Source organism: Rhodoplanes sp. P11, assembly GCF_964266735.1.
Taxonomy (GTDB): Bacteria; Pseudomonadota; Alphaproteobacteria; order Rhizobiales; family Xanthobacteraceae; genus Rhodoplanes; species Rhodoplanes serenus.
This window is the reverse complement of record NZ_CAXWGY010000012.1, coordinates 1-26,035: the sequence shown is the minus strand read 5'-3', so window position 1 is coordinate 26,035 and position 26,035 is coordinate 1. Positions and strand designations below refer to the sequence as shown.

Annotated in this window: 23 protein-coding genes, 1 tRNA gene and 1 pseudogene; 16 read left to right on the top strand and 9 right to left on the bottom strand. The window is 70.0% G+C overall.

The genetic code is table 11. The annotated features are described in order from the left end of the window. Positions 1-4 precede the first annotated feature (4 nt). The 3 genes from ACFQUV_RS09400 (at position 5) to ACFQUV_RS09390 (ending at position 1,929) form a co-directional block, all read left to right on the top strand. On the top strand, positions 5-1,042 hold the full coding sequence (locus tag ACFQUV_RS09400) for a response regulator (RefSeq protein ID WP_129607721.1): 1,038 nt from the start codon (positions 5-7) through the stop codon (positions 1,040-1,042). A gap of 189 nt (positions 1,043-1,231) precedes the next feature. After that, positions 1,232-1,474, top strand: coding sequence for a hypothetical protein (locus tag ACFQUV_RS09395; protein ID WP_111383728.1), 243 nt, complete (start codon positions 1,232-1,234; stop codon positions 1,472-1,474). Between the two features lie 161 nt (positions 1,475-1,635). Continuing rightward, complete coding sequence (locus tag ACFQUV_RS09390) at positions 1,636-1,929, top strand: HlyU family transcriptional regulator (RefSeq protein WP_129607720.1); 294 nt, start codon at positions 1,636-1,638, stop codon at positions 1,927-1,929. 30 nt (positions 1,930-1,959) lie between these two features. On the opposite strand, the gene ACFQUV_RS09385 is transcribed toward ACFQUV_RS09390, so the two are convergent. Next, the gene (locus ACFQUV_RS09385) at positions 1,960-2,499 is read right to left on the bottom strand and encodes a Spy/CpxP family protein refolding chaperone (RefSeq protein ID WP_129607719.1); all 540 of its coding nucleotides are present in this window, start codon (positions 2,497-2,499) and stop codon (positions 1,960-1,962) included. A 410-nt stretch (positions 2,500-2,909) separates the two neighbouring features. Here ACFQUV_RS09385 and ACFQUV_RS09380 point away from each other — a divergent pair, with 410 nt between their 5' ends. Beyond that, the gene (locus ACFQUV_RS09380; RefSeq protein WP_129607718.1) at positions 2,910-3,776 is read left to right on the top strand and encodes a hypothetical protein; all 867 of its coding nucleotides are present in this window, start codon (positions 2,910-2,912) and stop codon (positions 3,774-3,776) included. Here ACFQUV_RS09380 and ACFQUV_RS09375 read toward each other — a convergent pair. The 5 genes from ACFQUV_RS09375 to ACFQUV_RS09355 form a co-directional block, all read right to left on the bottom strand. Continuing rightward, entirely contained in the window at positions 3,702-4,463 is a 762-nt protein-coding gene (locus ACFQUV_RS09375; protein WP_165363767.1) for an HAD hydrolase-like protein, read from the bottom strand. The two genes, ACFQUV_RS09380 and ACFQUV_RS09375, sit on opposite strands and share 75 nt — an antisense overlap. Positions 4,464-4,542: 79 nt before the next feature. After that, positions 4,543-5,301: an orotate phosphoribosyltransferase gene (locus tag ACFQUV_RS09370; protein WP_280176742.1), complete on the bottom strand. Its 759-nt coding sequence runs from the start codon at positions 5,299-5,301 to the stop codon at positions 4,543-4,545. A gap of 307 nt (positions 5,302-5,608) precedes the next feature. Continuing rightward, a complete protein-coding gene (locus ACFQUV_RS09365) occupies positions 5,609-6,892 on the bottom strand; it encodes a Zn-dependent hydrolase (RefSeq protein WP_378394685.1) in 1,284 nt (427 codons plus the stop codon). Beyond that, positions 6,889-7,911: a dihydroorotate dehydrogenase gene (locus tag ACFQUV_RS09360; protein WP_111383721.1), complete on the bottom strand. Its 1,023-nt coding sequence runs from the start codon at positions 7,909-7,911 to the stop codon at positions 6,889-6,891. The genes ACFQUV_RS09365 and ACFQUV_RS09360 overlap by 4 nt, the downstream gene beginning before the upstream one ends. Continuing rightward, the gene (locus ACFQUV_RS09355) at positions 7,905-8,774 is read right to left on the bottom strand and encodes a dihydroorotate dehydrogenase electron transfer subunit (RefSeq protein WP_111383720.1); all 870 of its coding nucleotides are present in this window, start codon (positions 8,772-8,774) and stop codon (positions 7,905-7,907) included. Before ACFQUV_RS09355 ends, ACFQUV_RS09360 begins: the two co-directional genes overlap by 7 nt. Positions 8,775-9,156: 382 nt before the next feature. On the opposite strand from ACFQUV_RS09355, the gene ACFQUV_RS09350 reads away from it, so the two are divergent. Beyond that, positions 9,157-9,462 carry a hypothetical protein gene (locus ACFQUV_RS09350; protein WP_111383719.1) on the top strand — a complete coding sequence of 102 codons (306 nt, stop codon included), beginning with the start codon at positions 9,157-9,159 and terminating at the stop codon, positions 9,460-9,462. Positions 9,463-9,760: 298 nt separating this feature from the next. Here the strand turns inward: ACFQUV_RS09350 and ACFQUV_RS09345 are convergent, their stop codons facing one another. Further along, complete coding sequence (locus ACFQUV_RS09345; RefSeq protein WP_129611612.1) at positions 9,761-10,987, bottom strand: MFS transporter; 1,227 nt, start codon at positions 10,985-10,987, stop codon at positions 9,761-9,763. Between the two features lie 386 nt (positions 10,988-11,373). Between ACFQUV_RS09345 and ACFQUV_RS09340 the strand changes: the two genes are divergently transcribed. Beyond that, positions 11,374-12,258, top strand: a complete 885-nt coding sequence (locus ACFQUV_RS09340) for a helix-turn-helix domain-containing protein (RefSeq protein WP_129611611.1) — start codon at positions 11,374-11,376, stop codon at positions 12,256-12,258. Between the two features lie 409 nt (positions 12,259-12,667). On the opposite strand, the gene selD is transcribed toward ACFQUV_RS09340, so the two are convergent. Both selD and ACFQUV_RS09330 read right to left on the bottom strand, forming a co-directional pair. Next, positions 12,668-13,717 (bottom strand): selenide, water dikinase SelD, encoded by a 1,050-nt coding sequence (gene selD, locus ACFQUV_RS09335; RefSeq protein WP_129611610.1) that lies wholly within the window; start codon positions 13,715-13,717, stop codon positions 12,668-12,670. 106 nt (positions 13,718-13,823) lie between these two features. Further along, complete coding sequence (locus ACFQUV_RS09330; RefSeq protein WP_129611609.1) at positions 13,824-14,066, bottom strand: sulfurtransferase TusA family protein; 243 nt, start codon at positions 14,064-14,066, stop codon at positions 13,824-13,826. 675 nt (positions 14,067-14,741) lie between these two features. Here ACFQUV_RS09330 and fdnG point away from each other — a divergent pair. From fdnG to ACFQUV_RS09280, 10 genes and pseudogenes are all read left to right on the top strand, one after another. Then, the gene (gene fdnG / locus ACFQUV_RS09325) at positions 14,742-17,822 is read left to right on the top strand and encodes a formate dehydrogenase-N subunit alpha (RefSeq protein ID WP_129611608.1); all 3,081 of its coding nucleotides are present in this window, start codon (positions 14,742-14,744) and stop codon (positions 17,820-17,822) included. Positions 17,823-17,834: 12 nt separating this feature from the next. Further along, complete coding sequence (gene fdxH / locus ACFQUV_RS09320; protein ID WP_111387703.1) at positions 17,835-18,794, top strand: formate dehydrogenase subunit beta; 960 nt, start codon at positions 17,835-17,837, stop codon at positions 18,792-18,794. Beyond that, a complete protein-coding gene (locus tag ACFQUV_RS09315) occupies positions 18,791-19,489 on the top strand; it encodes a formate dehydrogenase subunit gamma (protein ID WP_111387705.1) in 699 nt (232 codons plus the stop codon). The genes fdxH and ACFQUV_RS09315 overlap by 4 nt, the downstream gene beginning before the upstream one ends. A gap of 252 nt (positions 19,490-19,741) precedes the next feature. After that, positions 19,742-20,668, top strand: a complete 927-nt coding sequence (fdhE, locus tag ACFQUV_RS09310; protein ID WP_129611607.1) for a formate dehydrogenase accessory protein FdhE — start codon at positions 19,742-19,744, stop codon at positions 20,666-20,668. Between the two features lie 7 nt (positions 20,669-20,675). Then, positions 20,676-22,160 carry an L-seryl-tRNA(Sec) selenium transferase gene (gene selA / locus ACFQUV_RS09305; protein WP_129611606.1) on the top strand — a complete coding sequence of 495 codons (1,485 nt, stop codon included), beginning with the start codon at positions 20,676-20,678 and terminating at the stop codon, positions 22,158-22,160. Then, positions 22,157-23,989: pseudogene (gene selB, locus ACFQUV_RS09300) on the top strand (selenocysteine-specific translation elongation factor); the annotation flags it as partial. The gene selA and the pseudogene selB, both read left to right, overlap by 4 nt. Positions 23,990-24,145: 156 nt before the next feature. Beyond that, positions 24,146-24,241: transfer RNA gene (locus tag ACFQUV_RS09295), tRNA-Sec, on the top strand. A gap of 23 nt (positions 24,242-24,264) precedes the next feature. Beyond that, the gene (locus tag ACFQUV_RS09290) at positions 24,265-24,723 is read left to right on the top strand and encodes a hypothetical protein (protein ID WP_129611604.1); all 459 of its coding nucleotides are present in this window, start codon (positions 24,265-24,267) and stop codon (positions 24,721-24,723) included. A 26-nt stretch (positions 24,724-24,749) separates the two neighbouring features. Beyond that, positions 24,750-25,127 carry a DsrE/DsrF/DrsH-like family protein gene (locus ACFQUV_RS09285; RefSeq protein ID WP_111388290.1) on the top strand — a complete coding sequence of 126 codons (378 nt, stop codon included), beginning with the start codon at positions 24,750-24,752 and terminating at the stop codon, positions 25,125-25,127. A gap of 110 nt (positions 25,128-25,237) precedes the next feature. After that, positions 25,238-25,678 (top strand): glycine cleavage system protein H, encoded by a 441-nt coding sequence (locus tag ACFQUV_RS09280; protein WP_165364183.1) that lies wholly within the window; start codon positions 25,238-25,240, stop codon positions 25,676-25,678. Positions 25,679-26,035 lie beyond the last annotated feature (357 nt).

The window sequence follows — 26,035 nt, the reverse complement described above, 5'->3', positions numbered from 1 at the left end:
CCCCATGCCCCACCAACCCGTCACCATCCTCCACGTCGACGACGATCCCGGCCTGGCGCGGCTCGTGCAGCGGGCGCTCGGGCGGCGCGGCTATGTGGTGGAGCGGGTGAGCACCGCCGAGGAGGGATTGGCACGCCTGGAGCGCGACGGCATCGACGTGATCGTGCTCGACCACTTCCTGCCGACCGGCACCGGGCTCGACATGCTGGCAGTGCTGCGTCAGCGGCCGGCACCGCCGCCGGTCGTCTACGTGACCGCGTCGGGGGAGGCGTCCGTGGCGGTGGCCGCCCTCAAGGCCGGGGCCGCCGACTACGTCTCCAAGACGGTCGGCGAGGAGTTTTTGACCCTGCTCGAAAGCGCCATCGACCAGGCGCTGGAGAAGGCGCGGCTCGCCGCCGAGCGCGACCGCGCCGAGCGCGAGGTGCGCGAGGCGAAGGAGCGGGCCGAGGTGCTGCTGCACGAGGTCAACCATCGCGTCGCCAACAGCCTCGCGCTGATCGCCGCGCTGGTCCACATGCAGGCCAAGGAGGTGAGCGATCCGGCGGCCCAGAACGCGCTGCGCGAGATGCAGGCGCGCATCATGGCGATCGCCGGCGTGCATCGCCGGCTCTACAACTCCGACGACGTGCGCTCGGTCGAGATCTCCGAATACCTGGCGAGCCTCTTGGGTGATCTCGAAGCGACCATGCGGGCTTCGGGCCATGCCGCCACCCTGCGGCTCGCCGCCGAGCGGGTGCGGGTGCCCACCGACAAGGCGGTGTCGATCGGCGTCGTCGTCACCGAGCTGGTCACCAACGCCTTCAAGTACGCCTATCCGGCGGACGGCGGCGGCGGCGAGATCCGGGTCCGCTTCAACGAGATCGCCGACGGCAAGGTGACCCTGCGGGTGGAGGATGACGGCGTGGGCTGGCGCGGCGAGGGACCCGCGAAAGGCACCGGCATGGGCAGCCGCATCGTCGCCGCCATGGCGCGCGGCCTCGGCTCGGAGATCGCCTATCCGGCGCAGCGCGGCTGCTGCGTCAGCCTCGAATTCCAGGTGTAAGGCCGGCCGGCTGATCGCCGGCGCATTGCATCGCGAGCGCGTCGCGAACCCTGAGCCACAACAGCGACGTGCGTGTGCAGGAGCGTCGTATCGCGTACGGGTGGCGCGGCGTCGCGTCACGGCGCCGTCGCGGTGCGAACACGCCAGGGTCCGCGTTGTTCGAAGACGTCCCGGATTGGAGGTGACTGCATGAAGGCGTTGGTTCTCTACACCCTGTTCGTCGTGATCGGTGCTGTGCTGGCGGCGCTGGTCGGCTCCTATGTGGAGCGGTCGGTCTCGCAGGGGATGGGGCTCCTCGTCTTTCTCACGTTGTTCTTCGGCAACTTCGTCACCTCCTGGATCATGACCATCCTGGCCATGGACGGCACGCTGCGCGACACCTCGAAGCGCGATCGGGCATCGGCCGCCGAGCCGCGCCGCCGGCCGGTGTGACGGTCGGCGAGACCGCTGCTATAAAGCGATGGCCGCGCCACCGCGCCGGGTCTCGCCCGGTTGGTGGTGGCGTGGCGCATGCGTGGCGTGACGCATGCGTGCCGTGGCGTGAGCGCTCTCGATCGCGAGATCAGGTGAATCGCGAGACCAGGTGATCGGTGATGTCGTTCTGGAAGACGCTGTTCGGCGGGGGACCCGCCTCATCCCACGCGGCTGCGGCCCCGCAAGGCGAGCCGGTCGAGTACAACGGCTATGTGATCCGCCCGGCGCCGTTCCGCAATGACGGCGGCCAGTACCAGACCGCCGGCAGCATCGAGAAGGACGTCGACGGCGTCCGCAAGGAGCATCGGTTCATCCGCGCCGACAGCCATGCCTCGTTGGAGGAGGCCACGACGTTCACGGTGGCCAAGGCACGGCAGATCGTCGACCTCCAGGGCGACCGCATCTTCGACTGATCGCCGCGATATCGACCGACGCGATGCGGCTCACCACAGCCAGCCGCTGCGCTTGGGGCCGAGCTCGTCCACCTTGGCCTTCTGGGTGGCATCGAGGCTCGCGTAGAACGCTTCGAAGGCCGGGCGCACCATGCGCACCGCCTGAATGGCGGTATCGAGACGCTTCTCCATCATCTCGAGCTGGGCGGTCGCGGTCTGGAGCCGCGGCGCCCGGCGCGGGCAGGCGGTGGCGAACAGCTCGACCGCCTTGGCGGAGGCGGCCTTGAGATCGTCGAGCGCCTTGATCTGGGCGTCCTTGGGCTGCACCACCCGCTCGATCCAGCTCACCCGCCACTGCGTGAGCCCGACCGAGCGCGGATCGCACAGCCGGCGCATGCCGCCGGTGCCGAGCGTGCCGGGTCCGGTCATCACGCCCGGCAGCAGCACCATGGCGCGGGTGCTGCGTGCGGCCTCGGCCGGCGCCGACGCCCCAGCCGGCACCGACTGGGCGGCCGCGATGGTCGCAGACCCGAACAGCCCGAGAGCGGTGACCGCCACCGTGGCGATGCTCAGGGATCGTGGTCTCGACATGACAAGTCTCCTGCTGATCGTCTTGCGCGCGGCATGCCGGGCCAAGTCATGCCTCGTCGGGATACCTTGTGGGATGCCTCGACGCTGCCGCCCGATAGACCGTGACGCGTCCGATTCGAGTGTCGCCGGACCCTGACGCCGCACGTTGACCTGGGTCAAGAGCGGCGCCGAAGCCTCGATCGCGTCCTTGCGGTACTGATTTACATCCTTGTTAAAACTTAAAAATCTGGCCGGTTCGAGTGAACCGATCGGGCTCTCATGCGTTGTCGTCGCAGCGGGCCTGCCTCCCGCGCTCTCCCGCCGGGTTTCGCCCGCACGCTCGACGCTTTCGCTGCCGCTTCCGCATCCGTCTCGATGGGTGCGGGCGATGCTGCGCGCTTTCCCGCAAGGCGTCCAACAGGAATGAGAACATGCGTGATCATCGGTATCTCGACGACCTGTCGATCGATGCGGCGCTGGCGCGATGGCGATCCGGCGAGGCAGCCTTCGCGGCGCGGATGACGTCGACGACGGTGCTGACCCTGCCGATGCTCGACCGCTGGCTCGCCGACTGGGATCTGACCGACCGTTTGCGGCGCGGCCAGCGCGAGCAGGTCCGCGCCTTCTTGGAAGACACCGCGCGTCCGCTGCTGTGTGGCGTGCTGTCGCCGTCGGCCGATGCCTATGCGCTGGTCGACGAGCTCAACTTCCAGGCCGTGCAGGCGCGAATCACCACCGCGTCGCTGATGGTGCTGCTCAGCCGGTTCGCCTGCTCGTGCGAGCCCACCGTCTACGCGCCGCTGACCCAGTACAGCCGGCGTGGCATCCAGATCCTCGGCCGCCGGCTCGACGACATGAGCTATCGCACCTACATGCTGGCCTTCGCCAAGGAGAAGGAGCGTTTCGCGGCGCGTGCCGCCACCAGCCTGCTGGCGCGGGCGGCGGTGATGGATGGACGGCCGGCGATGCCGCTCGATGTGCTCGCGATGCGGGCGACGGACCGCCGCCTGATGCTGGCCGGCGGCTTCCCCCCGGAGCGCCTGGAGGCGATGGTGGCGGCCGCGAAGGCGGAGACGCTCGCGCCGATGCCGGTCACGTCGCGCACGATCACATCGGACGTCGGGACGACACCGTCGGCGCCGGTGCAACCGCTGCCGGCACAGCCGGCCGTGACGCCGGAGCGGTCGTTGCTGCTGCCGACCCGGGCGCCGTCGCTGGCGCCGTCAGGACGTCCGGCGGTCGGGCGAGGCTCCGTCCAGCGCCATATCGCCCCGCAAGCCGGCCGGGCCGTCGGCTGAGGCGGGCGACCGTGCGGCGAAGACATCCGCCACCAGGACCGGCAGCATAGCGGGACGATCGCACAGCGCCACCGCACCGGAGCCGGCCAGCTCGTCGGCGCTGCCATAGCCCCAGGTGACGCCGATGCAGCCGATGCCGTGATCGCGCGCCCCGAGCACGTCGTGCTCGCGGTCGCCCACCATCAGGCAATCGGCGGGATCGAGCCCCTCGGCGGCGAGGCAGCTCGCGATGACGTCGGCCTTGGTCTCGACGCGGCAATCGGGAGTCGAGCCGTAGATGCCGGCGAAGCGACCGGCGAGGCCGAATCGCGCCATGATGGCGGCTGCGAAAGTGTTCAGCTTGGAGGTCGCGACATAGAGGCGGGCGCCGTCGTCGCACAGTCCGCCGATCGCGTCGACGATGCCCGGATAGAGCTGGTTGTCGAACATCGAGCCGGCCGCGTAATGGACGCGGTAGTGCTCCAGCGCCGCTGTCGCGGCCGTCTCGTCGCCGAGCACGCGGGCGAAGCTCTCGCGCAACGGCGGACCGATCACCCAGTCGAGCGGCTGACCATCGGGCCACGGCCGGCCCATCGCGGCGACCGCATGACGGAACGCGGCGAAGACGCCGTCGGCCGGATCGCTGATGGTTCCGTCGAGATCCATCAGCACGATGCGGCGACGCAGGGTGACGCGCGCTGCCGTCACGGGCATCGCCTCCACGGGTATCGCTTCCAAGGGCATCGCCCCGCAGCCCGGCCGGCGACCATCGGGCTGTTCATGCCGCTCAGGCCGCCGCGCTCGCGTCGCCCTTGGGGCCGCCGGCGCCGGTGCCGACGCTCTCCGGCGTGCCGTCGAACGACGAGATGCCGCCGTGCGCGGCCGACCATTGCGACGGCGCGTTGAGGAATGCCTTCACCTCGGCCAGCACGCCGGCATCGAAATGGCCGCTCGCTTCCGCCACCTCGAGCACGTCGCGCCAGGTGGTGAGATGATGCAGCTCGACGCCGAGGTCGCGCATGTTGCCCGACACCATCGGGAAGATGTCGTAATAGAACAGCACGAAGCAGTGGTCGACGCGGGCGCCGGCCTTGCGCAGCGCGTTGCAGAAGTTGACCTTCGAGCGCCCGTCGGTGGCCAGATCCTCGACCAGCAGAGTGCGGGAGCCGACCACCACCTCGCCCTCGATCTGGGCGTTGCGGCCGAAGCCCTTTGCCTTCTTGCGGATGTACTGCATCGGCAGCATCAGCTTGTCGGCGATCCAGGCGGCGAACGGGATGCCGGCGGTCTCACCGCCCGCGATGTTGTCGATCGACTCGTAGCCGACCTCGGTCAGGATGGTGGAGGCGGCGAAGTCCATCAGGGCCGAGCGCAGCCGCGGATACGAGATGATCTTGCGGCAGTCGACATAGACGGGGCTCGCCCAACCCGAGGTGAACACGAAAGGCTGGCTGGCGTTGAACTGGATCGCCTTGATCTCCAGCAGCATCCGCGCGGTCTGATGGGCGATCACGCGCTTCTCGGTCGGGGGGGAAAACGTGCTCACGGGGTCCTCCGTCTCTGGCACCGACATGAGCCGCGCGCGAAAACACGCCGACGAGCCAAGCTCCCCGACGCCGAGACATCTCTCGTACCTGAGCGCGACTCGGCTCTTATCGCGCCCGGCGAACAACCAGTCAACCGACTCACAGGGTTGGCGAAAATACGTGTCCCCAGCTTCGCGCGGCAGGCTCCGCCGAAAGCGGCGAGCCGCGACGTCGTAACCGGCTGCCCGGAGTGCGTCGGGCGCGACGGGAAAGGAGAAACGGCGCCGCCACGCTGCGGGATACCCGCGGCGCGTGCGGCGCCCGGCCTCACGGCCCGTCCACCGCGAAGGCGTGCATCAGCTCGACGCCGCGCATGAAGTCGTCGAGGTCCATGGCCTCGGCCGGATTGTGCGAGCCGTTGGCATTGCGCACGAAGATCATGCCGGACGGGATACCGCCGTTGGAGAACACCGCCGCATCGTGACCGGCGCCCGAGGCGAGCGTCTCGCTCGGCAGGCCGAGGCGCTCCGACAGCGCCACCAGCTTGCGGACGATCGCCTCGTCCATGCGGGCCGGCTCGGTATAGACGCGATCGTCGAACTCGAACTTGACGTGCCGCATGTCGGAGACCGCGCGGCACTCCGAGCGGAACAGCTCGTAGAACGCCTCCAGCGTCTCGTAGCTCTGGCTGCGCACCTCGAACGAGAAGGTCACCTCGCCGGGAATGCGGCTGATCGCCTGCTGGTCGGGATCGGTGCCGATCACGCCCGTGGTGACGACGAGGTCGAGGCCGCGCTCCAGGAGCCGCATCCAATGCTCGTCGAGACGGATTAGGAGATCCGACACCGCGAACACCGCGTCGCGGCGCAGCCAGCGCGGCACCGTGCCGGAGTGGCCGGCCTCGCCGCGGCACACGATGGCGCGATGGCGCAGGTTGCCGCGGATGCCGGTGACGACCGCGGTGGGAAACTTGCGCGCCACCATCACCGGGCCCTGCTCGATGTGCAGCTCCAGATACGCCTTGACGGTCGCCGGATCGATCATGCGGCGCCCCGCCGCCACGGCGTCGGCGTCGATGCCGGTGGCGGTCAGCGCCTCGCGCAGCGTGCGGCCGCTGCCGCGGCGCTTGGCGGCGAGGTCGCGCGGATCGATCTGGCCGAACAGGATGCGCGAGCCGATATTGGCCCGCCCGTAGAAGGCGCTCTCCTCGCCGCGCAGCACCATGACGCGCACCGGGCAGGGCGGGCGGGTGCCGTCGGCGGCGAGGCGGATCAGCGTCAGCAGCCCCGCCACGATGCCGGCGGCGCCGTCGAAGTTGCCGCCCTGGGGCACCGAGTCGGCATGCGAGGCGAGCAGCAGGCCCGGCTTGCTGCCGGTGTCGCCGGGCAGCGACACGATCATGTTGGCGGCGGCGTCGAAGCGCACCTCCAGCCCGTGCCGCTCGGCGGTCTCGCGGAACAGCGCGATGGCGGCGTTCTCGCCCTCGTCGTAGCATTCGCGGGTGATGCCGGTGCCGTCGAAGCTGCGCTCGCGCAGAGCGTCGAACAGGTCGGCGGCGATGTCGCGCAGGCGCAGCGGCTCGGGCAGGCGGACGACGGCGGCGTCGCTCATGACACGGCCTCGCTCATATGGTCGTGATCGTGGTCGTGGGCCTCGACCTTCATGTCGGTGTCGTGCAGCGCGCCGGTGAGATCGGCGACGCGGGCGATGCCCTTGCGGGCGCAGAAGGCGGCGAGGCCGTCGATGACCGACAGCATGGCGGTCGGCCGCACGAAGGTGGCGGTGCCGACCTGCACGGCGCTGGCGCCGGCCAGCATGTACTCGATGGCGTCGGCCGCGGTGGCGATGCCGCCGCAACCGATGATCGGGATCGAGACGGCGCGGGCGCACTGATAGGTCATCCGCACCAGGATCGGCTTGAGGCCGGGACCGGAGAGCCCGCCCATCACGTTGCCGAGGCGCGGCCGGAACGTCTCGATGTCGATCGACATCGCCAGGATGGTGTTGCCGACCACCAGCGCATCGGCGCCGGCATCGGCGGCGGCCCGCGCCACGCTGGCGATATCGCCGGTGTTGGGCGACAGCTTCACCCACAGCGGCAGCGTGGTGGCGCGGCGCATCCGGGCGACGACCTGGGCGGTCGGCCGCGGGTCCATGGCGAACGCCTTGCCGTCCTCCTCGATGTTCGGACAGGAGATGTTGGCCTCGATGACGGCGACGCCCGGCACCGCGAGCTTTTCGACGCCGGCCGCGAAGGCATCGGCCGACGGGGCCGAGATGCTCGCCACCAGCGGGGTCGAGAACTGTCGATAGAACGGCACCGTGTGGGCGACGAAGTAGTCGAGGCCCTTGCTGGGGATGCCGATCGAGTTGAGCATGCCCTGGCCGACCTCGCAGACGCGCGGGGTCGGGTTGCCGCCGCGCAGCTCCGGCGTGACCGTCTTGGTGACGAGCGCGCCGAGGCGCTCGAACGGCACCACGGGGGCGAGCCCCTCGGCGAAGGTGCCGGAGGCCGGCATCACCGGATTCCTCAGGACGAGGTCGCCGATGCGGACGCGGCTGTCGACCGCGGCGGCATCGCCACCGCCGCCGAGCGCCGGGACATGGGAGTCGGTGCGGGCGTCTACCATGGCATCGCCTCGTCGAGCCGGAACACGGGGCCTTCGCTGCACACCCGCCGCGCCTCGATGTCGCCGCCGACCGAGAAGTTGCGCACGCAGCAGAAGCACATGCCGAGACCGCAGGCCATCTGCTGCTCGAGCGCCACCTCGCCCGGGATCGACAGCTCGCGGCCGAGGCGCTGCATCAGCAGCATCAGCCGGTTGGAGCCGCAGGTATAGAAGGCGTCGGCGCGACCCTCCGCCGCGCAGGCGCGCAGGATGCGCTCGACATTGGCGGGATCGCTGCTGCCGTCGGAGTCCAGCACGATCTCGATGCGGGCGCCGATCGCCGCGAAACGGTCGACCGACATGACGGTGGCGGGCGTGCGGGCGCTGAGGATCGCCGTGACGGCGACGCCGCGGCTCGCCGCCAGCTCGGCCAGCGGTGCGAGCGTCGCCAGACCGACGCCGCGCCCGAGCACCACAATGCTGCGCGCCGCCGGATCGATCGAGAAACCGACGCCGAGCGGGCCGAGCAGCCGCATGGTGCGGCCGACCTTGATGGAGGCGAGCCCGCGGGTGCCGACGCCGGTCACCTTGTAGAGGAACTCGACGATGCCGTTCGCCGGATCGGCCCGATAGAGGCTCATGGGCCGGCGCAGATACGGCTTGTCCTCCGCGGTATGCGGGCATTCGAGATTGAAGAACTGGCCGGCGCGGGCGAGCGGCGCCGGCTCCGGTGCCTCGAGCACGAGGTGACGGTACTCGTCGTTCAGCCACACATGCGAGACGACGACGCCGAGCACGTCGGCGGCCGGAGCGGGGAGGACGGCTGCGGCCGGGCTCGGCGCATCGTCGGGGCTGACCGTTTGCAGGCTGATCGTCTGGCCCATGGCGCCCTTTCTGACCGGGGCGCGGGCGACCCGACCCTGCCGGGTCGGCCCCGCGCTCGAATCGAATCCGGCCGCCGGGCTCCGATGGACATCATCGAGTGCGGGCGGCCGCGACCGTCTCTTTTTTGAGACATTCGCAGGTGGGCGCCGTCTTGTCAATGGCGGGGCGCGGGAACCTTCAAATTTATACCGCCGGAACAACGCTCTCATGACAGTGTGCAGAGCCGGGCCAGTTGTTTCCCGGATTTCTCCAGGGTCTTTCCATCTCATCAATTCTCTTTTTTTTTCCGCTTGCTGTGGTACTAACGGTAGTTTCTTCTCCGTGGATGTTGCCCGGGCGACGCGCTCCGGCCGTCCATGCCGCATGAGGGAGGGAACGCTCTTGGACGAACTGCTCACCTGGCTGAAGTCGCAGCACAACGGCCTTCGGACCTACAAGGACTTCCAGCAGCGGGTGCTCCACCTCGCGACCACCGACCGCGAGCATGTGGCGCTCTATCAGATCCTCGGCCTGCTGGTCGGCCGCTTCATCGATTCCTACGAGGAGCATCCGCTGACCGGCGACGTCGCCGACCAGGCGTTCGACCACCTCATCGCGTTCACCGAGCGGGCCACCGCGTCGCTGCGCGCGCCGGCGGCCGAGCAGCTCGCCACCCTCAACGCCATCGCGGCCGCCGATCTCGGCTGAGCGGCATCCGCCGCGCGCCTCCGTCCGGGGCGCCGCGTGCCCGCTCTCGCTCGCCGTCGGCACCACACGACGTGCACAAAAAAAGAGTGCCCCGTGGGGCACTCTTTTGCGTTCTGGCACCGTCGTGGCGGATCGGCGATCGTGGCGCGATCCGTGTCGGGATCGGGCAGTCCGAGGGGCGCACCCGGCCTACCTGGCGGGTTTCGGCGGCGAGTGCGCCCCTCGGGCGGGCTCGTCGAGGTCCGGACCAGACCGGCGCGGCGTGCCGCGCCGGAGGGGCCACCTCATGCGGCCCGCCTCAGGTCAGCGGGGCGCCCTTGCGCTCCGGGATCAGCAGGGCGGTGGCGATGATGTCGACCACGTAGAGGATCGACAGCAGGCCGATGGCCACCGCGAACGAGTACTGCGCCGCGAGCGCCCCGACCACCAGCGGGCCGAAGCCGCCGACGCCGCGCCCGAGATTGAACAGCACGTTCTGCGCCGTCGCCCGCGCCTCGGTCGGATACAGCTCCGACATCAGCGCGCCGTAGCCGCCCAGCATGCCGTTGACGAACATGCCCATGATGGCGCCGCCAATCAGCAGGTGCATCGGGTCGGTGAGCTGCGAGTAGGCGATCACCGAGATGGCGGCGCCCGCCTGATAGAGGAAGAAGATCGGCCGGCGGCCGAAACGGTCGGCGAGCTGGCCGAACAGCCAGATGCCGAACGCCATGCCGATGATCGTCACCGAGGTCCACACCGCCGACTTGGTCAGCGTGTAGCCGAACCGATTGGCGAGATAGTTCGGCAGCCAGATCATCACGCCGTAGTAGCCGAAGTTCTGCACCGAGCAGAGGATGAACATGCCGAGGCTGATCTTGGTCGTCTCAACGTCCTTGACCAGCAGGCCGAGCGGCAGCACCTTCCGCTCCTTCGACTTCTCGACGAAGATCGGCGGCTCGCCGATGGTGCGGCGAACGATGAACGCGACCACCGCCGGCAGGATGCCGACCGCGAACATGCCGCGCCAGCCGATGATCGGCAGCAGCAGCGGCGTGACGAAGGCGGCGAGCAGCACGCCGGCCTGCCAGCCGAGGCCCACATAGGACGAGACGCGGGCGCGCTTCTCGGCCGGCCACGCCTCGGCGGCGAGCGCCATGCCGATGCCGAACTCGCCACCGAGGCCGAGCCCGGCGATGGTGCGGTAGGCGAGCAGATCCCAATAGCCCTGGGCGAAGGCGCACAGGCCGGTGAAGATTGCGAACAGCAGGATGGTCCAGGTCAGCACCCGCACCCGGCCGTAGATGTCGCTGAGCATGCCGAACACGACGCCGCCGATCACCGCGCCGACCAGCGTCCAGGTGACCAGCGAACCGGACTGCGCCGGCGTGAAGTGCAGCTCGGCGGCGATCGCCGACAGCATGAAGCCGAGGATGAGCAGATCGAAGCCGTCCATGGCATAGCCGATGGCCGAGCCCCACAGAGCCTTCCTCGCGTAGCTTTCCTGTTCTCCCGCCGACAGGGCGGAGTCCGAGACAGCCGACATGGTCCTCTCCTGAATGCGGTGACGAGACTGAACGGCCACCCCGTGCGGGAGGCCCCCCAGGTTCCTGTATCATTATTGAGACACTTCTGACAATTCAGGCGCGCAGAATTTCTGCGAATGGCAGGGGAGAACCCGGCGCGGGTGAGCCCGCCCGGATCAGCAGTTCACCCCTCGGTAGTGGACAATTTTCGCGCCATAGTCCGATTCGGTGGGTTCGAGCTGTCGCGCCCACCACGCGATGTGGTGGAAATCTCGGAGCGGATCGCCGCGTGGTCCGGTTTCCTGTTGCGCTGCATACAAAAAATGAGACAAGAACAACCGCAGGTCGGCGGTGCGCGTTGCCGAAAGGTCCGGCAGGACGCCTAGCCGATCGGGGGAAGGACGCGATGGGGGACCATCTGGCCGAGATCGGGCGGAGGCTGCGCGCCTACCGGCTCGGCAAAAATCTGACGGTGAGCCGGATCGCCGAGCAGATCGGCGTGTCGCGCGCGGCGGTGTACCGGCTCGAGCGCGGCGAGCTCGTCAAGATCGAGACCCTGGAGAAGATCTCCGATCTCCTGGAGATCTCGCTGCCCTCGCTGATGGGGGTCGGGGTCGAGTACTACGCCAGCGCGATATCGTTCTTCGAGCGCATGCGCCAGCTCGAGGAGAACGCCGTTCACGTCCTCGGCAACTTCTCGCCGTTCTCGTTCCTGCTGCTGTCGGACGAGTATCTCGGCCACCTGCGCACCATGCTGATGGAGGGCATCGCCGCCACTCATCGCGATCCGGCCGCGGTGCGGGCGGTGATCGACGGCGTGATGGCGATCCTGGAGGCCCGCCGCCGGGTGGCGGCGAGGCGGCACACGCCGGTGCTGAGCATCGTCAGCGGCCCGGATGTCGAGCGCTTCCTGCATTCGGGCCTGGTCGGGCGTTTCGACCTGCCGGCCGAGGTGGTGCGCGAGCGCCGCCGCGCGGCCGCGCGCGAGGTGGAGCGGCTGGCCGCCCTGCTGGTGCATCCGCCGATCGGGGTGCAGATCGGCATCGTCGAGGATCAGGCGCCGTCGCAGACCTTCCAGGTGTTCGAGGCGAAGGACAGCGTCGCCGTCACCCTCAGCCCCTATCGGCTCGGCGATCATCCCAACATCACGTCGGGCATCGCCATGGTGACCGCGACCCCGGAGGCGGTGCGCCTGTTCAAGTCGACCATCACGGAGCAGTGGAGCCGCGCCCACAAGGGCGAGGCGGGCGCCCGCATGCTGGAAACCCTGCTGGCCCGCATGCCGCAGTGACGCGCCGCTTGTCTGCACTGGCTCACCTCTCCCCGCTCCACGGGGCGAGGGAGCGCGGCGTCCGCACTGCCTCACCTCTCCCCGCTTGCGGGGAGAGGTCGGATCGTAGGTCGAAGACCTGCGATCCGGGTGAGGGGGCGTCACCACCCATCGCGACACCGAGTGTGGCCGCAACCGCTGCGGCCCCTCACCTGGCTCGGACCTTCGGTCCTCGCCACCCTCTCCCCGCTCCGCGGGGCGAGGGAGGGGAAGCGCCGGCGCGCGGACGTCCGGGTTCGCCTTAAAGTCCGGCTCGTCGGAGACAATACGATCCCACAGAACGTCCGGACCCGAAGCTGATCCGGTCGGACCAGCGCCCGCTCTGGCTCACCTCTCCTCGCTCCGCGGGGCGAGGGAGCCGCAGGGCCGCTCAGGTCACCACCCGGATCGCCGCCGGTCCCATCTCGGCATGGCCGATGCGGCTCGCTCCCGGATAGCCGGCCGCGATCACGGTGCGCAGCAGATCGTCGGTGCGCTCCGGCGCGCAGGCGATCAGCAGTCCGCCCGAGGTCTGCGGGTCGGTGAGGAGGTGGCGCCGCCAGTCGGGAAGCTCGTCCGGCAACATCACGGCGTCGCCATAGCTCGCCCAGTTGCGGTGCGAGGCCCCGGTGACGCAGCCGGCCTGCACGAGCTGCGCCGCCTCGGCGAACAGCGGCACCGCCTGGAGCGATGCCGTCAGCGTCACGCCGGAGCCGCGCGCCATCTCCAGCGCGTGCCCGAGCAGGCCGAAGCCGGTCACGTCGGTCACGGCATGCACGGCGGGATCGCGACCGATCTCGGCGCCGATGCGGTTGAGCCGCGTCGTCGACGCGATCATCTCGGCATAGGCGGTGGCCGGAAGCTGCCCCTTCTTGATCGCCGCCGAGTAGATGCCGACGCCGAGCGGCTTGGTGAGGATGAGATCGTCGCCCGGCCGCACGTCGGCATTGCGCCGCACCTGCTCGGGCCGGCAGGTGCCGATCACCGCGAGGCCGTAGATCGGCTCGGGCGAATCGATCGAGTGGCCGCCGGCGACCGGGATGCCGGCCTCGGCACAGATGGCGGCGCCGCCCGCCAGGATCTGCCGGATCGCGTCGGCCGCCAGCTTGTCGATCGGCATGCCCAGAATGGCGAGCGCCATGATCGGTCGGCCGCCCATGGCGTAGACGTCCGAGATGGCGTTGGTGGCGGCGATGCGGCCGAAGTCGAACGGATCGTCCACCATCGGCATGAAGAAGTCGGTGGTGGCGATCACGCAGGTGTCGGCATCGAGCTGCCAGACGGCGGCGTCGTCGCCGGTCTCGGTGCCGACCAGCAGGCGCTCGAACGGTCCGCCGGCCGCCTGCCCGGCGAGGAGTTTCTGAAGCACCGCCGGGGCGAGCTTGCAGCCGCAGCCGCCGCCATGCGCGAGGCTGGTGAGGCGGACGTCGTGAATCGTCATGGCGAAGCTCCGGGCGATCGCGCCGCCACGCCGGCCGCGTCGAGCACGCGGCGAACGGGGCGGGCGGGACAGGGATCGGGCCGCGTCCGAGGGTCCAAACGGGCTCTCAGCGCTGCTTGACGATCCGGAACACGTAGAGATCGGCGACGCGCTCCTGCGCCACGAGGCGGTGGCCGGTCTGCGTGACGAAATGCGGAACGTCGATCACGGTCAGCGGATCGGTGCATTCGAGCACCAGAGAGCCGCCGATCGGCACGGCGCGCAGCGCCTTCTTGGCACGCAGCACCGGCTGCGGGCACAGCAGCCCGCGCAGATCCAGCACCGTCTCCATGGTCGAGTCCGATGTCATGCGGACGGCACTCTCCCGTCGAGGGCGCGGCGGACGGCGCGATGAACGGCACGCCGATGCGGCACGTTTCGCGGTCCCGTGCGCGCTTTGCCCGGGTGTGACGGAGCGTCGCGGCAAAGCGGGGCCGACCTGCTCCGCGCGTCCTGCGGCCACTCTGGCGGCCGCCGCACTGCGTCGGCTCGCACTGCACCGCGTGCTCGCACGGCGGGTCTCCGGCTGTCGAGACCACAGCCGAGCACCGCGTGCGGAAGACGCCGCGGCATGACCATCCGGGTCGTACGAGCGAGCGAAAGGAGTTGCCCCGAGCCTCGGGAGCCGTCGTCGAGATCACCCCGGCAGTGTGCCGGCCCGCGTGCCCTGCGGTCAACCGTGATCCGATCTATTCTCCTAAAGTCGGTATTAGCTTCTGTGACTGTCAAGCCGCCACGACGGTCCGTCTATCTCATGGTGCGTCGCAATAGAGACGGGTGCACGAAAATACCTGTGCTTCCTCTTCGAATCGTGGGTCTCGGCTCGCCTCGATCTCGAATCGTTTTGACTTTGGGATGTCTCCAAAATAGCCTTTTTGCCGACCATCTGACTCGCTGATCCGAGAGCGCCGCGAGGCTGCTGTCGTCCAACGTCCCCGCAGGTCCAGCGCAACGCGGCGACCAACTCAAACAGGAGGGAATGTCCATGAACATGGAGCTCTCGCGGCGCGGCTTTCTGGCCGGCGCCGGCGCGGGAGTGGCCGGCACGACGCTCGGCGCCTTCGGCTTCGGCGATGTCGAAGCGGCGCATGCGGCGTCGATCCGGCCGTTCAAGCTCGCCAACACGGCGGAAGCCCGCAACACCTGCACCTACTGCTCGGTCGCCTGCGGCATCATCCTGTACTCCAAGGGTGACCTGAAGAAGGGCGAGAAGGCCGAGATCATCCACATCGAGGGCGACGCCGACCATCCGACCAATCGCGGCACCCTGTGCCCGAAGGGCTCGGCGCTGCTCGACGTGGTGCATTCGAAGACGCGGACGCTCTATCCGCAGATCCGCAAGGCGGGCTCCGACAAGTTCGAGCGTGTGAGCTGGGAGCAGGCGCTCGACCGCATCGCCCGGCTGATGAAGGACGACCGCGACCGCAACCTCGTTCTCAAGAACGCCGACGGCGTCACCGTGAACAGGTGGACGACGACCGGCTTCCTGGCCGCCTCCGCCACGACCAACGAGACGGCGTGGGCGACCTACAAGGTGGTGCGCAGCACCGGAATGGTGGTGTTCGACAACCAAGCCCGTGTCTGACACGGCCCGACGGTGGCCAGTCTGGCCCCGACGTTCGGCCGTGGTGCGATGACGAATTCTTGGACCGACATCAAGAACACCGACCTCGTCGTCGTCATGGGCGGCAATGCCGCCGAGGCGCATCCCTGCGGCTTCAAGTGGGTCACGGAGGCGAAGGCCAACCGTGGCGCCAAGCTGATCGTGGTCGACCCGCGCTTCACCCGCACGGCGTCGGTCGCCGACGTCTATGCGCCGATCCGCCAGGGCACCGACATCGCGTTCCTGCTCGGCGTCATCAATCACTGCATGCAGACCGACAAGGTGCAGTGGGACTACGTCCGCGCCTTCACTAACGCGGCCTATGTGGTCAAGGAGGGCTTCGCCTATCAGGACGGGCTGTTCACCGGCTACGACGAGAGCCGGCGTGACTACAACCGCTCGACCTGGGACTACGAGATCGGCCCGGACGGCTATGCGGTGGTCGACGAGACGCTCCAGAACCCGCGCTGTGTGTGGAACCTGCTGAAGCAGCATGTCGCCACCTACACGCCCGAGATGGTCGAGCGCATCTGCGGCACCCCGAAGGACAAGTTCGTCCAGATCGCCCGGATGATCGCCGAGTGCGCGTCGCCGACCCGCACGATGACGTCGATGTACGCGCTCGGCTGGACCCAGCACTCCAAGGGGTCGCAGAACATCCGGGCGATGGCGATGCTCCAGCTCATCCTCGGCAATATCGGGGTGCGCGGCGGCGGCATGAACGCGCTGCGCGGGCACTCCAACATCCAGGGGCTCACCGACATCGGCCTGATGTCGAACCTGATCCCCGGATACCTGACGATCCCGACCGAGCGGGAGCCGAGCTTCGACGCCTACATGGCGACGCGCGGCTTCAAGCCCCTGCGGCCCGGCCAGATGAGCTACTGGCAGAACTACCGGAAGTTCTTCGTCAGCTTCCAGAAGGCGATGTGGGGCGAGGCGGCGACCGCCGACAACGCCTTCGCGTACGACTGGCTGCCCAAGCTCGACGTGCCCGCCTACGACGTGCTGCGGGCCTTCGAGCTGATGCATCAGGGCAAGATGAACGGGTACTTCTGCCAGGGCTTCAACCCCCTGCTGTCGTTCCCGAACCGCAAGAAGATCACCACCGCGCTGTCGAAGCTGAAGTTCCTGGTGGTGATGGACCCGTTGCAGACCGAGACGGCGCGCTTCTGGGAGAATCACGGCGCCAACAACGATGTGAGCCCGGCCGCGATCCAGACCGAGGTGATCGAGCTGCCGACCACCTGCTTCGCCGAGGACGAGGGCTCTCTCGTCAACTCGGGACGCTGGCTGCAATGGCACTGGGCGGGCGGCACGCCGCCCGGCGAGGCCAAGCACGACACCTGGATCATGGCGCAGATCCACCTGCGGCTGAAGGAGCTGTACCGCAAGGAGGGCGGCCCGGTTCCCGAGCCGATCCTCAATCTGGACTGGCGCTACAAGGACCCGAACGAGCCGAGCCCGGAGGAACTGGCCAAGGAGCTGAACGGCTACACCACCGCCGACCTGACCGATCCCAACGATCCCACCAAGGTGGTCATCGCCAAGGGCAAGCAGGTGCCGGGCTTCGCGGCTCTGCGCGACGACGGATCGACCGCGTGCGGTTGCTGGATCTATTCCGGCAGCTTCACCGAGGCCGGCAACCAGATGGCGCGGCGCGACACCACCGATCCGGACGAGACCGGCGCCTACTCCAAGTGGGCATGGTCGTGGCCGGCCAATCGCCGTATCCTCTACAACCGCGCCTCGGCCGATCGCTCCGGCAAGCCGTGGGACCCGAGCCGCAAGCTGCTCGAATGGGACGGCACCAAGTGGACCGGCTACGACGTGCCGGACATCGCGCCCACCGCCAAGCCCGAGGAGGTCGGGCCGTTCATCATGAATCCGGAAGGCGTGTCGCGGCTGTTCACCCGCGGCATGATGCGGGACGGCCCGTTCCCGGTGCATTACGAGCCGTTCGAGTCGCCGGTGGTCAACGTGGTCGCGCCCAAGGTGCGGGGCAATCCGGTCGCCCGGGTGTTCCGCAACGACATGGAGCAGTTCGGCGACGCCAAGGAGTTCCCGTACGCGGCGACCTCCTACCGGCTCACCGAGCACTTCCACTTCTGGACCAAGCACGCCCACGCCAATGCGGTGCTCCAGCCCGAGTTCTTCGTCGAGATCAGCGAGCAGCTCGCCAAGGAGAAGGGCATCAAGCCGGGCGGCACCGTGCGGGTGTGGTCGAAACGCGGCTCGGTGACCGCCAAGGCGGTGGTCACCAAGCGCATCCGGCCGCTCGTCTGCGACGGCAAGACCGTCCATATCGTCGGCATCCCGCTGCATTGGGGATTCACCGGCGCCGCCCGCAAGGGCTTCGGGCCGAACTCGCTGACGCCCTTCGTCGGCGACGCCAACATCGAGACGCCGGAGTACAAGGCGTTTCTGGTCGACATCGAGCCCGTCGCCGGGCCGGTCGCGTAGGGAGGACAGGCCATGTTTCCCCCGCTTCCGAACCCGTCCACGGCGCCCGGCCCCGCCCGCTTCGGCGACAAGGATCTGATCCGCCGCTCGGCCTCCACCGTGACGCCGCCGGCCCAGCGTCAGACCGAGGTGGCGAAGCTGATCGATGTCTCCAAGTGCATCGGCTGCAAGGCGTGCCAGTCGGCCTGCCTGGAGTGGAACGACCAGCACGAGGAGGTCGGCGTCAACACCGGCGTCTACGACAACCCGCACGACCTGACGCCGGCGAGCTGGACTCTCATGCGGTTCACCGAATGGGTGAACCCGGAGACCCAGAACCTCGAATGGCTGATCCGCAAGGACGGCTGCATGCACTGCGAGGACCCGGGCTGCCTGAAGGCGTGCCCGGCCCCCGGCGCCATCGTCCAGTACTCCAACGGAATCGTCGATTTCGTGAAGGAGAACTGCATCGGCTGCGGCTACTGCGTGAAGGGATGCCCGTTCAACATCCCGCGCATCTCCCGCGTCGACGAGAAGGCGTACAAGTGCTCGCTGTGCTCCGATCGCGTCGCGGTCGGGCAGGGGCCGGCCTGCGCGAAAGCCTGCCCCACCCAGGCGATCGTGTTCGGCACCAAGGAGGAGATGAAGAAGCACGCCGACGGGCGCATCACGGATCTCAAGTCGCGCGGCTACAAGAACGCCGGCCTCTACGATCCGCCGGGCGTCGGCGGCACCCATGTGATGTACGTGCTGCATCACGCCGACAAGCCGGAGATCTATGCCGGCCTGCCCAACAACCCGAAGATCAGCCCGCTGGTCGAGCTGTGGAAGGGCGTCGCCAAGTATGCCGGCTTCGCGGCCATCGGCGCGCTGGCGGTCGGCAGTGTGCTGCACCGCCTGGTGGCCGGGCGTAGCGAGGTCTCCCGCGAGGACGAGACCAACGCCCAGCGGCTCGCCCGCGAGGAGGAAACCAAGGAAAGGGCGTCACCATGAGACGCGACGAGATCGTGGAGGGCGACGCCCTCCACCCGGGCGATCCGGTGGTCATCGACCGCTACTCGACGGCCGCCCGCTTCAATCACTGGATGACCGCGGCGAGCCTGGTGCTGCTCGCCCTGTCGGGGCTCGCGCTGTTCCATCCGGCGCTCTACTTCCTCACCGGATTGTTCGGCGGTGGCTCCAACACGCGGGCCATCCATCCGTGGATCGGGCTGTTCCTGTTCCTCGGCTACATGGGCCTGTTCTTCCGCTTCTGGAAGGTCAACCTGTGGACCCCGACGGACGGCACCTGGCTCAAGAAGCTGCATGTCTTCCTGATCGGCCACGAGGAGGACATGCCGGAGGTCGGCCGCTACAACTTCGCCCAGAAGGCGGTGTTCTGGTGGATGGGAATCCTAATCATGATCTCCATCGCCAGCGGCCTGGTCATCTGGGAGCAGTATTTCGCGGCCTACACCACGGTCGACCAGAAGCGGTGGGCGGTGCTGATCCATTCCGTCGCCGCCATCGTGATGATCTGCATCGTCATCGTGCACGTGTACGGCGCCCTGTGGGCGCGCGGCACCATGACGGCGATGATCAAGGGCCGGGTCACCGGCGGCTGGGCGTGGCGGCACCATCGCAAGTGGCTGCGCGAGCTGGCCGCCGATCCGAAGGCCAACCGCGGGACCGCGACCCCGGCCGAGTGACCGTCTCGGCGGCGCCGGCCGCGTGCGGCCGGCGCCACGCCACTTCGGTATCGCCGACGCGCCGCGGGGCTGGCCGCAACAACCGGCCGCGAGCGCCCGGTCGCGGTCGGCCGTGTGGCCCGTCGTCGCCGGCGAGGGCGGGCTTGGACGGGCGCGCCGCCGGGTCGTAGAGTGGAGGCCGTCGCCGGCCGGCGCCCGATCGATCGTGGAAGCCCGCGTGTCACGTGGCCCGTGCGGTTCGTGAGGTGAGTGATGAGTGATGTCGGATCGTCCGGGGGATCGAGCGGGGCCTTCGGGGTGCTCGGCGAGATCTCGGCCCCCGCTTTCGCGGTGCGCCCCGACCCCGAAACCCTGTTCCTGCGCCGCAGCGACCGCTTCCGGGCGCTGGCGGACGAGCATCCGCTCAAGCCGTACCTGATCTTCCTGGCCGACCTGTCGAGTGCCCAGCATTGGGTGCAGCAGGAGCTGCCGCCGGCGGCGGCGCCCGACCCCGCCATGCTGGCGAGGGCGCGCATGCACAGCATGCCGCCGATCGATCGCACCGGCTTCGAGCCGGATGTCACCTGCACCGCGACCCTCGATCGCTTGCTCGTCCTGTTCGCCGACTGCGACATGCCGGACCCGGCCCGGGCGGCGCTGCGCCACCTCGTCGAGGCCGATGCCGACAGCCGCACCGTGATGATGCGCGCCGTGCTGGCCGATCAGATTCCGGTGGAGGCGATCGCCGGCCATGTGCTGGTCGCCGCCGCCCTCCAGGTGGACTTCGCGCGCCGCGCCGCGCTCATCGATCCCGCCGCGCTGCATCCGATCGGCGACGGCGTGTGCCCGGCCTGCGGCAGCCGTCCGGGGGTGTCGCTGATCACCGGCCGGCAGGGCGCCCACGGCACCCGCTACTGCGTCTGCTCCCTGTGCAGCACCCAGTGGCATCACGTCCGCATCAAATGCGTGATGTGCGGCTCCACCAAGGGCATCTCGCTCCAGGAGATCGAGGGCGGTCCCGGCACCGTGAAGGTGGAGACCTGCGCCGAGTGTCGCCGGTATGTGAAGATCCTCCACCAGCACAAGGACCCGGCGCTCGATCCGGTGGCCGACGACGTGGCCAGCCTCGGGCTCGATCTCCTGGTGCGCGAGACGGGGCTCGCCCGCGGCAGCACCGATCCGTTCATGCTCGGCTATTGAGGGCGTCATGACGGCCGCCACCGGCCTGCTCCGCCGTCTGCCCTCGGTCGACGAGGTCTTGCGCACCGCCGCGGCCGAGGCGGCGGTGGCGGCCCATGGCCGCACGGCGACGGTGGCCGTGGTACGAGCGACGCTCGACGAGATCCGGACAGCGCTGCGGGCCGGCCCGGGAGCCGGCGCGCCCGCGTGGAGCGCCGAAGCGGCCGCCGGCCCCGAGAGCGCCGGCCCCGAGAGCATCGCGCTGGCGGCGCTGGCGCGGCTCGCCGCGGCGGCGCGCCCTGCCGTCCGTCCGGTGCTCAACCTCACCGGCGTGGTGCTGCACACCAATCTGGGCCGCGCCGTGCTGGCCGAGGCGGCCGTCGCGGCGGCGGCCGCCGCCATGCGGGGCGCGATCGCGCTGGAGTTCGATCTTACGACCGGCCGGCGCGGCGAGCGCGACGACCACGTCCGCGGCCTGCTGCGCGAGCTGACCGGCGCCGAGGACGCCACCGTCGTCAACAACAACGCCGCCGCCGTGCTGTTGGTGCTCAACACCGTCGCCAAGGGGCGCGACGCCATCGTGTCGCGTGGCGAGCTGATCGAGATCGGCGGTGCCTTCCGGATGCCCGATATCATGGCGCGGGCCGGCGCCCGGCTGGTCGAGGTCGGCACCACCAACCGCACCCACCTGCGCGACTATGCCGAGGCGATCGGGCCGCGCACCGGGCTGATCCTCAAGGTCCACACCTCGAACTACCGCATCGAGGGCTTCACGGCGGCGGTGCCGGCGCGTGAGCTGGCCCCGCTGGCGCGCGAGAGAGGCGTGCCGCTGGTCGACGATCTCGGCTCCGGCAGCCTGATCGACCTCGCCCGCTTCGGCTTGGCGCCGGAGCCGACGGTCGCCGAGGCGGTCGCGGCCGGGGCCGATCTCGTCACCTTCTCGGGCGACAAGCTCTTGGGCGGCCCGCAGGCCGGCCTCGTCGTCGGGCGCAAGGAGCTGATCGCCCGTCTCAACCGCAATCCGCTCAAGCGGGCGCTGCGGATCGACAAGATCCGCCTCGCGGCGCTGGAGGCGACGCTGGCGCTCTACCGCGATCCCGACCGCCTCGCCGAGCGGCTGCCGACGGTGCGCCACCTCGCCCGGTCGCAGTCCGACATCCTGGCGCAGGCGCGGCGCCTCGCGCCCGCCGTCGCCGCCGCGTTCGGTCCCGCCGTCGCGGTGGAGGCGGTCGAATGCGCGAGCCAGATCGGCTCCGGCGCGCTGCCGACCGCGACGGTGCCGAGCGCCGGCCTCGCGGTCCGCCCGCAGGCCGTGCCGCGGGGCGCTCGCGGTGGCGGCCGGGTGCTGAGCGACCTCGCGGCGGCGCTCCGCGCCCTGCCGGTGCCGGTGATCGGCCGCGTCGCCGACGGGGCGCTGGTGCTCGACCTGCGCTGCCTCGACGACGACGCGGCGCTGGTCGGCGCGCTCGCGGCACTGCCGACCCCCGGCACCACCACGGAGCCCGCCCGGTGATCATCGGCACCGCCGGCCACATCGACCACGGCAAGACCGCGCTGGTGCGGGCGCTGACTGGCGTCGACACCGACCGGCTGAAGGAGGAGAAGGCCCGCGGCATCTCCATCGCGCTCGGCTTCGCCTATCTGCCGGCGCCGGACGGCGGCGTGCTCGGCTTCGTCGACGTGCCGGGGCACGAGCGCTTCGTCCACACCATGGTGGCGGGGGCGACCGGCATCGACGTCGTGCTCCTGGTGGTCGCCGCCGACGACGGGGTGATGCCGCAGACCCGCGAGCACCTCGCCATCGTGGATCTGATCGGCATCCGCCACGGTGTCGTCGCCCTCACCAAGGCCGACCTGGTGACGGCGGAGCGCCGCGCCGAGGCGACCGCGGAGATCGCCGAGGCGCTCGCTCCCACCGGGCTCGCCGGGCTGCCGGTCGTGCCGGTGTCGTCGGTGACCGGCGAGGGAATCGACGATCTCCGCGCTCGGCTGTTCGCCGCGGCCCGCGACTTCGGCCGCCGCGCCGATGCCGGCGCCTTCCGGCTCGCCGTCGACCGCTCCTTCACGCTCGCCGGCACCGGCACGGTGGTGACCGGCACGGTGCTGTCCGGCCGCGTCGCGGTCGGCGACCGCTTCACCGTGAGCCCGAGCGGGCTGGCCGCCCGGGTGCGCTCGATCCATGCCCAGAACCGGCCGGCCGAGGCGGGGCGGGCCGGCGACCGCTGCGCTCTGGCGCTGACCGGCGAGGCGATCGCCAAGGACGCCATCCATCGTGGCGACGTGGTGCTCGACCCGGCGCTCCATGCGCCCGCCGACCGCATCGACGCGCGGCTTCGCCTGCTGCCGAGCGAGACCCGCGCCGTGTCCCAATGGCTGCCGGTGCGGCTCCATCACGCCGCCACCGAGGTCGGGGCCCGCATCGTGCTCCTCGACGACGCGCCGCTCTCACCAGGCCGCGAGGGTCGCGTCCAGCTCGTGCTGGAGCGGCCGATCGCCGCCGCGGCCGGTGACCGCTTCGTGCTGCGCGACGTCTCGGCGAGCCGCACCCTCGGGGGCGGTCGCTTCCTCGATCTGCGGGCGCCGGCCCGCAAGCGGCGCACGCCCGAGCGGCTCGCCCAGCTCGACGCGCTGGCGCTGCCGAGCCCGGCCGCGGCGCTCGCCGCCCTCGTCGGCCGCGCCCCCTGGCTCGTCGACCTGACGGCGTTCGGGCGCGATCACGCGCTGTCGGCGGACGAGCGCGACCGCCTCGCCGCCGATCTCGCCCTCGTTCGCATCGCCGACCGCGACCGCGAGATCGGGCTGGCGCCCGACACCGCCGCGGCGCTGACGCGGAGCCTCGGCGCGATCCTCGACGGCTTTCACGCCGACAATCCCGACCTGCCGGGCCTCGGGCTGGAGCGGCTGCGCATGCAGGTCGAGCCGCGGCTGCCGGCGCCGGCGTTCCGGGCGCTGCTCCAGGGCCTCGCGCGGGCCGGCGTGGTGGCGCTCGATGGCGCCTGGGTGCGGCGGCCCGGCCATGTGGTGCGGCTGAGCGAGGCGGAGGAGCGGCTGTGGCAGCGCATTGCGCCGCAGCTCGCCGGCGCCGAGCGGTTCCGGCCGCCACGGGTGCGCGATCTCGCCGGCCTGCTGGCGGTGCCCGAGCCTGACGTCCGGCGGGTCCTCAAGCTGTCGGCGCGCAGCGCCCGCGTCGACGAGGTCGCCCACGACCACTACTTCCTGAGGGAGACCGTCGCCGAGATGGTCGCCATCGCGGCCGACGTGGCTGCTACGAGCCCCGACGGCACCTTCGCGGCGGCGCAGCTGCGCGACCGTCTCGACAACGGCCGCAAGGTCGCCATCCAGATCCTGGAGTTCTTCGATCGTCACGGCGTCACCTTGCGGCGCGGCGATCTGCGGCGCATGAACAGGCATCGGCTCGATCTGTTCGGGTCGGGCGCGAGGATGACCGATGTGCTATCGCCCGGCCGGATCACGTCCGATCCGGGCGAGACGGAGCCTGGAAGAGAATCGTCCCCGGTGGGGCGTCCGGACTTCAAATCCGGGAGGGGCCGCGAGCCGGTCTCTGGTGGGTTCGACTCCCATTCTCTTCCGCCACCCATCCGGAGCCGGAGCGTGCCATGACCGTCGTCGACACCCTGCCGGTGCTGCGCGCCCTCGAAGCCGCCGCCGGCCACGCCGAGACGGCGGAACGGCAGTACCGCCAGGAGGCGGCACAGCGCATCGCGGCACTGGAGCAGGAGCGTGCCTTCGCGTACCGGCGGCTCGGCCTGGTGCGGGCCTTGTCCGACGCGATGGCGGCCGCCGAGGACGAGCCGGTCGCCGTGGCCTGCGGCCTTGCGGCGCTGCGTGCGAAGCTCGGCTGGGCGACCGACAGCGAGGCGCGCGACGAGGTGGCGGTGCGCTTCGCGCCGGTGCTCCAGGCCCTGTTCCGCAGCCTGACCGGCGAGGACGAGTCCGATCCTTCGCCCCAGGCGGCGCTCGCCGACTTCGAGGGCTGGTATGTCGAGAGCCGGGGCACGCCGTTCTGGAGCCTGTTCGACCGCTACATGCCCGAGACGCCGCTGGTCGATTTCTGAAACGCCGCGGAGGCCGGAGACGGACAGTGGCCCGACGCCTGCTGATCGTGCTGATGAACACCGACCCGCGCAACCCGGAGGAGCTGGGCGCGCCATTCTATCATGCGGCCGTGGCGGCCGCGATGGACTACGAGGTCGACGTCGTCTGCACGGCGACCGCCGGACGGCTGATGCGCCAGGGCGTCGCCGCGGCGATCCGCATCAAGCCCGGCCATCCGAAGACGGTGCTCGACTGGATTCGCGAGGCGCACGAGCAGGGCGCGCGGTTCTGGGCCTGCCCGGCCAATCTCGATCTGTTCGACATGACCGAGGACGAGCTGATTCCGGAATGCAGCGGCATGATGGGGGCGGCCGCGATGATCCGCGACCTGATGGAAGGCGACGGCCGGGTGCTGACCTACTAGAGCATTTTCCGGCGAAGTGGACGCCGGTTCGCCGTCGAAAATGCGATCCGGCAACATCACGAGCGAGCGCCGATCTTTCGGAACCGGCTCGATCGAACCGCGAGGATGCCGTGGCGAAGGTGCTCGACGCCGACTATCCCGACGATCTGTTCTACGACATGGAGAACCAGATCTGGTACGCGCCGGAGGCGGACGGCGCCGTGCGGGCCGGCTTCACGCCCTGGGCCACCGCGCTGATGGGCGACGTGCTTGTGTTCACGCCGAAGCGGACCGGGCAGGCGGTCGAGAAGGACCGCTGGTTCGCCATGGTGGAAGGCGGCAAATGGGTCGGCGCGGCGCGCGCCGCGTTCGACGGCATCATGCTGGGCCACAATGCGGAGCTGGTCGAGCATCCGGAGCTGCTGAGCACCGATGCGTTCGGTGCGGGCTGGATGGCGCGGCTACGGCCGGACCGCGACGACTGGCGCGACGGCCTCGTCACCGGCGTCGCCATCACGGCGGCCTTCGATGCGTGGCTCCTCGGCGGCGCCTACAAGACGCGGACGAGCTGACGGCCCGGGGCGGCCTCTCCTCATACTGTTTTCGGGTCATCAGTGCGCCATCATTCCGGGGCGCCGCACCCGGATCGGCGCTCCGCGCCGTCCGGGCGCGGGCTCCGCGGCGAGCCCGGAATCCAGCGGCAAACTCGGAGCGCTCGGCTGGATTCCTGTATCTTTCGGCTGTCACTGGCATAGTGGCGGGCTGACGGGGACCGCTCGTTGGATTCCCGGCCCTGTGTGGCCGCTATTCCGGCTCGGGCGTCTCCGTTCCGCTCGTTGATCGAACAGTCGCACGGGTGCCGGCCCGCCCGGCCGCCCGCATACAGGTCCGGTTCCATGACATCGCAGTCCGTCTCGACGGCGGCCGGC

What these genes read in the sequence shown, in the direction of transcription:
- fdxH (WP_111387703.1), top strand. Translation starts at nt 17,835, where the DNA reads ATGTTTCCCCCGCTTCCGAACCCGTCCACGGCGCCCGGCCCCGCCCGC.
- ACFQUV_RS09360 (WP_111383721.1), bottom strand. Translation starts at nt 7,911, where the DNA reads ATGGTAGACGCCCGCACCGACTCCCATGTCCCGGCGCTCGGCGGCGGT.
- selD (WP_129611610.1), bottom strand. Translation starts at nt 13,717, where the DNA reads ATGACGATTCACGACGTCCGCCTCACCAGCCTCGCGCATGGCGGCGGC.
- ACFQUV_RS09345 (WP_129611612.1), bottom strand. Translation starts at nt 10,987, where the DNA reads ATGTCGGCTGTCTCGGACTCCGCCCTGTCGGCGGGAGAACAGGAAAGC.
- ACFQUV_RS09365 (WP_378394685.1), bottom strand. Translation starts at nt 6,892, where the DNA reads ATGAGCGACGCCGCCGTCGTCCGCCTGCCCGAGCCGCTGCGCCTGCGC.
- ACFQUV_RS09330 (WP_129611609.1), bottom strand. Translation starts at nt 14,066, where the DNA reads ATGACATCGGACTCGACCATGGAGACGGTGCTGGATCTGCGCGGGCTG.
- ACFQUV_RS09290 (WP_129611604.1), top strand. Translation starts at nt 24,265, where the DNA reads ATGACCGTCGTCGACACCCTGCCGGTGCTGCGCGCCCTCGAAGCCGCC.
- ACFQUV_RS09315 (WP_111387705.1), top strand. Translation starts at nt 18,791, where the DNA reads ATGAGACGCGACGAGATCGTGGAGGGCGACGCCCTCCACCCGGGCGAT.
- ACFQUV_RS09355 (WP_111383720.1), bottom strand. Translation starts at nt 8,774, where the DNA reads ATGGGCCAGACGATCAGCCTGCAAACGGTCAGCCCCGACGATGCGCCG.
- ACFQUV_RS09390 (WP_129607720.1), top strand. Translation starts at nt 1,636, where the DNA reads ATGTCGTTCTGGAAGACGCTGTTCGGCGGGGGACCCGCCTCATCCCAC.
- ACFQUV_RS09395 (WP_111383728.1), top strand. Translation starts at nt 1,232, where the DNA reads ATGAAGGCGTTGGTTCTCTACACCCTGTTCGTCGTGATCGGTGCTGTG.
- ACFQUV_RS09385 (WP_129607719.1), bottom strand. Translation starts at nt 2,499, where the DNA reads ATGTCGAGACCACGATCCCTGAGCATCGCCACGGTGGCGGTCACCGCT.
- selA (WP_129611606.1), top strand. Translation starts at nt 20,676, where the DNA reads ATGACGGCCGCCACCGGCCTGCTCCGCCGTCTGCCCTCGGTCGACGAG.
- ACFQUV_RS09400 (WP_129607721.1), top strand. Translation starts at nt 5, where the DNA reads ATGCCCCACCAACCCGTCACCATCCTCCACGTCGACGACGATCCCGGC.
- fdhE (WP_129611607.1), top strand. Translation starts at nt 19,742, where the DNA reads ATGAGTGATGTCGGATCGTCCGGGGGATCGAGCGGGGCCTTCGGGGTG.
- ACFQUV_RS09340 (WP_129611611.1), top strand. Translation starts at nt 11,374, where the DNA reads ATGGGGGACCATCTGGCCGAGATCGGGCGGAGGCTGCGCGCCTACCGG.
- ACFQUV_RS09380 (WP_129607718.1), top strand. Translation starts at nt 2,910, where the DNA reads ATGCGTGATCATCGGTATCTCGACGACCTGTCGATCGATGCGGCGCTG.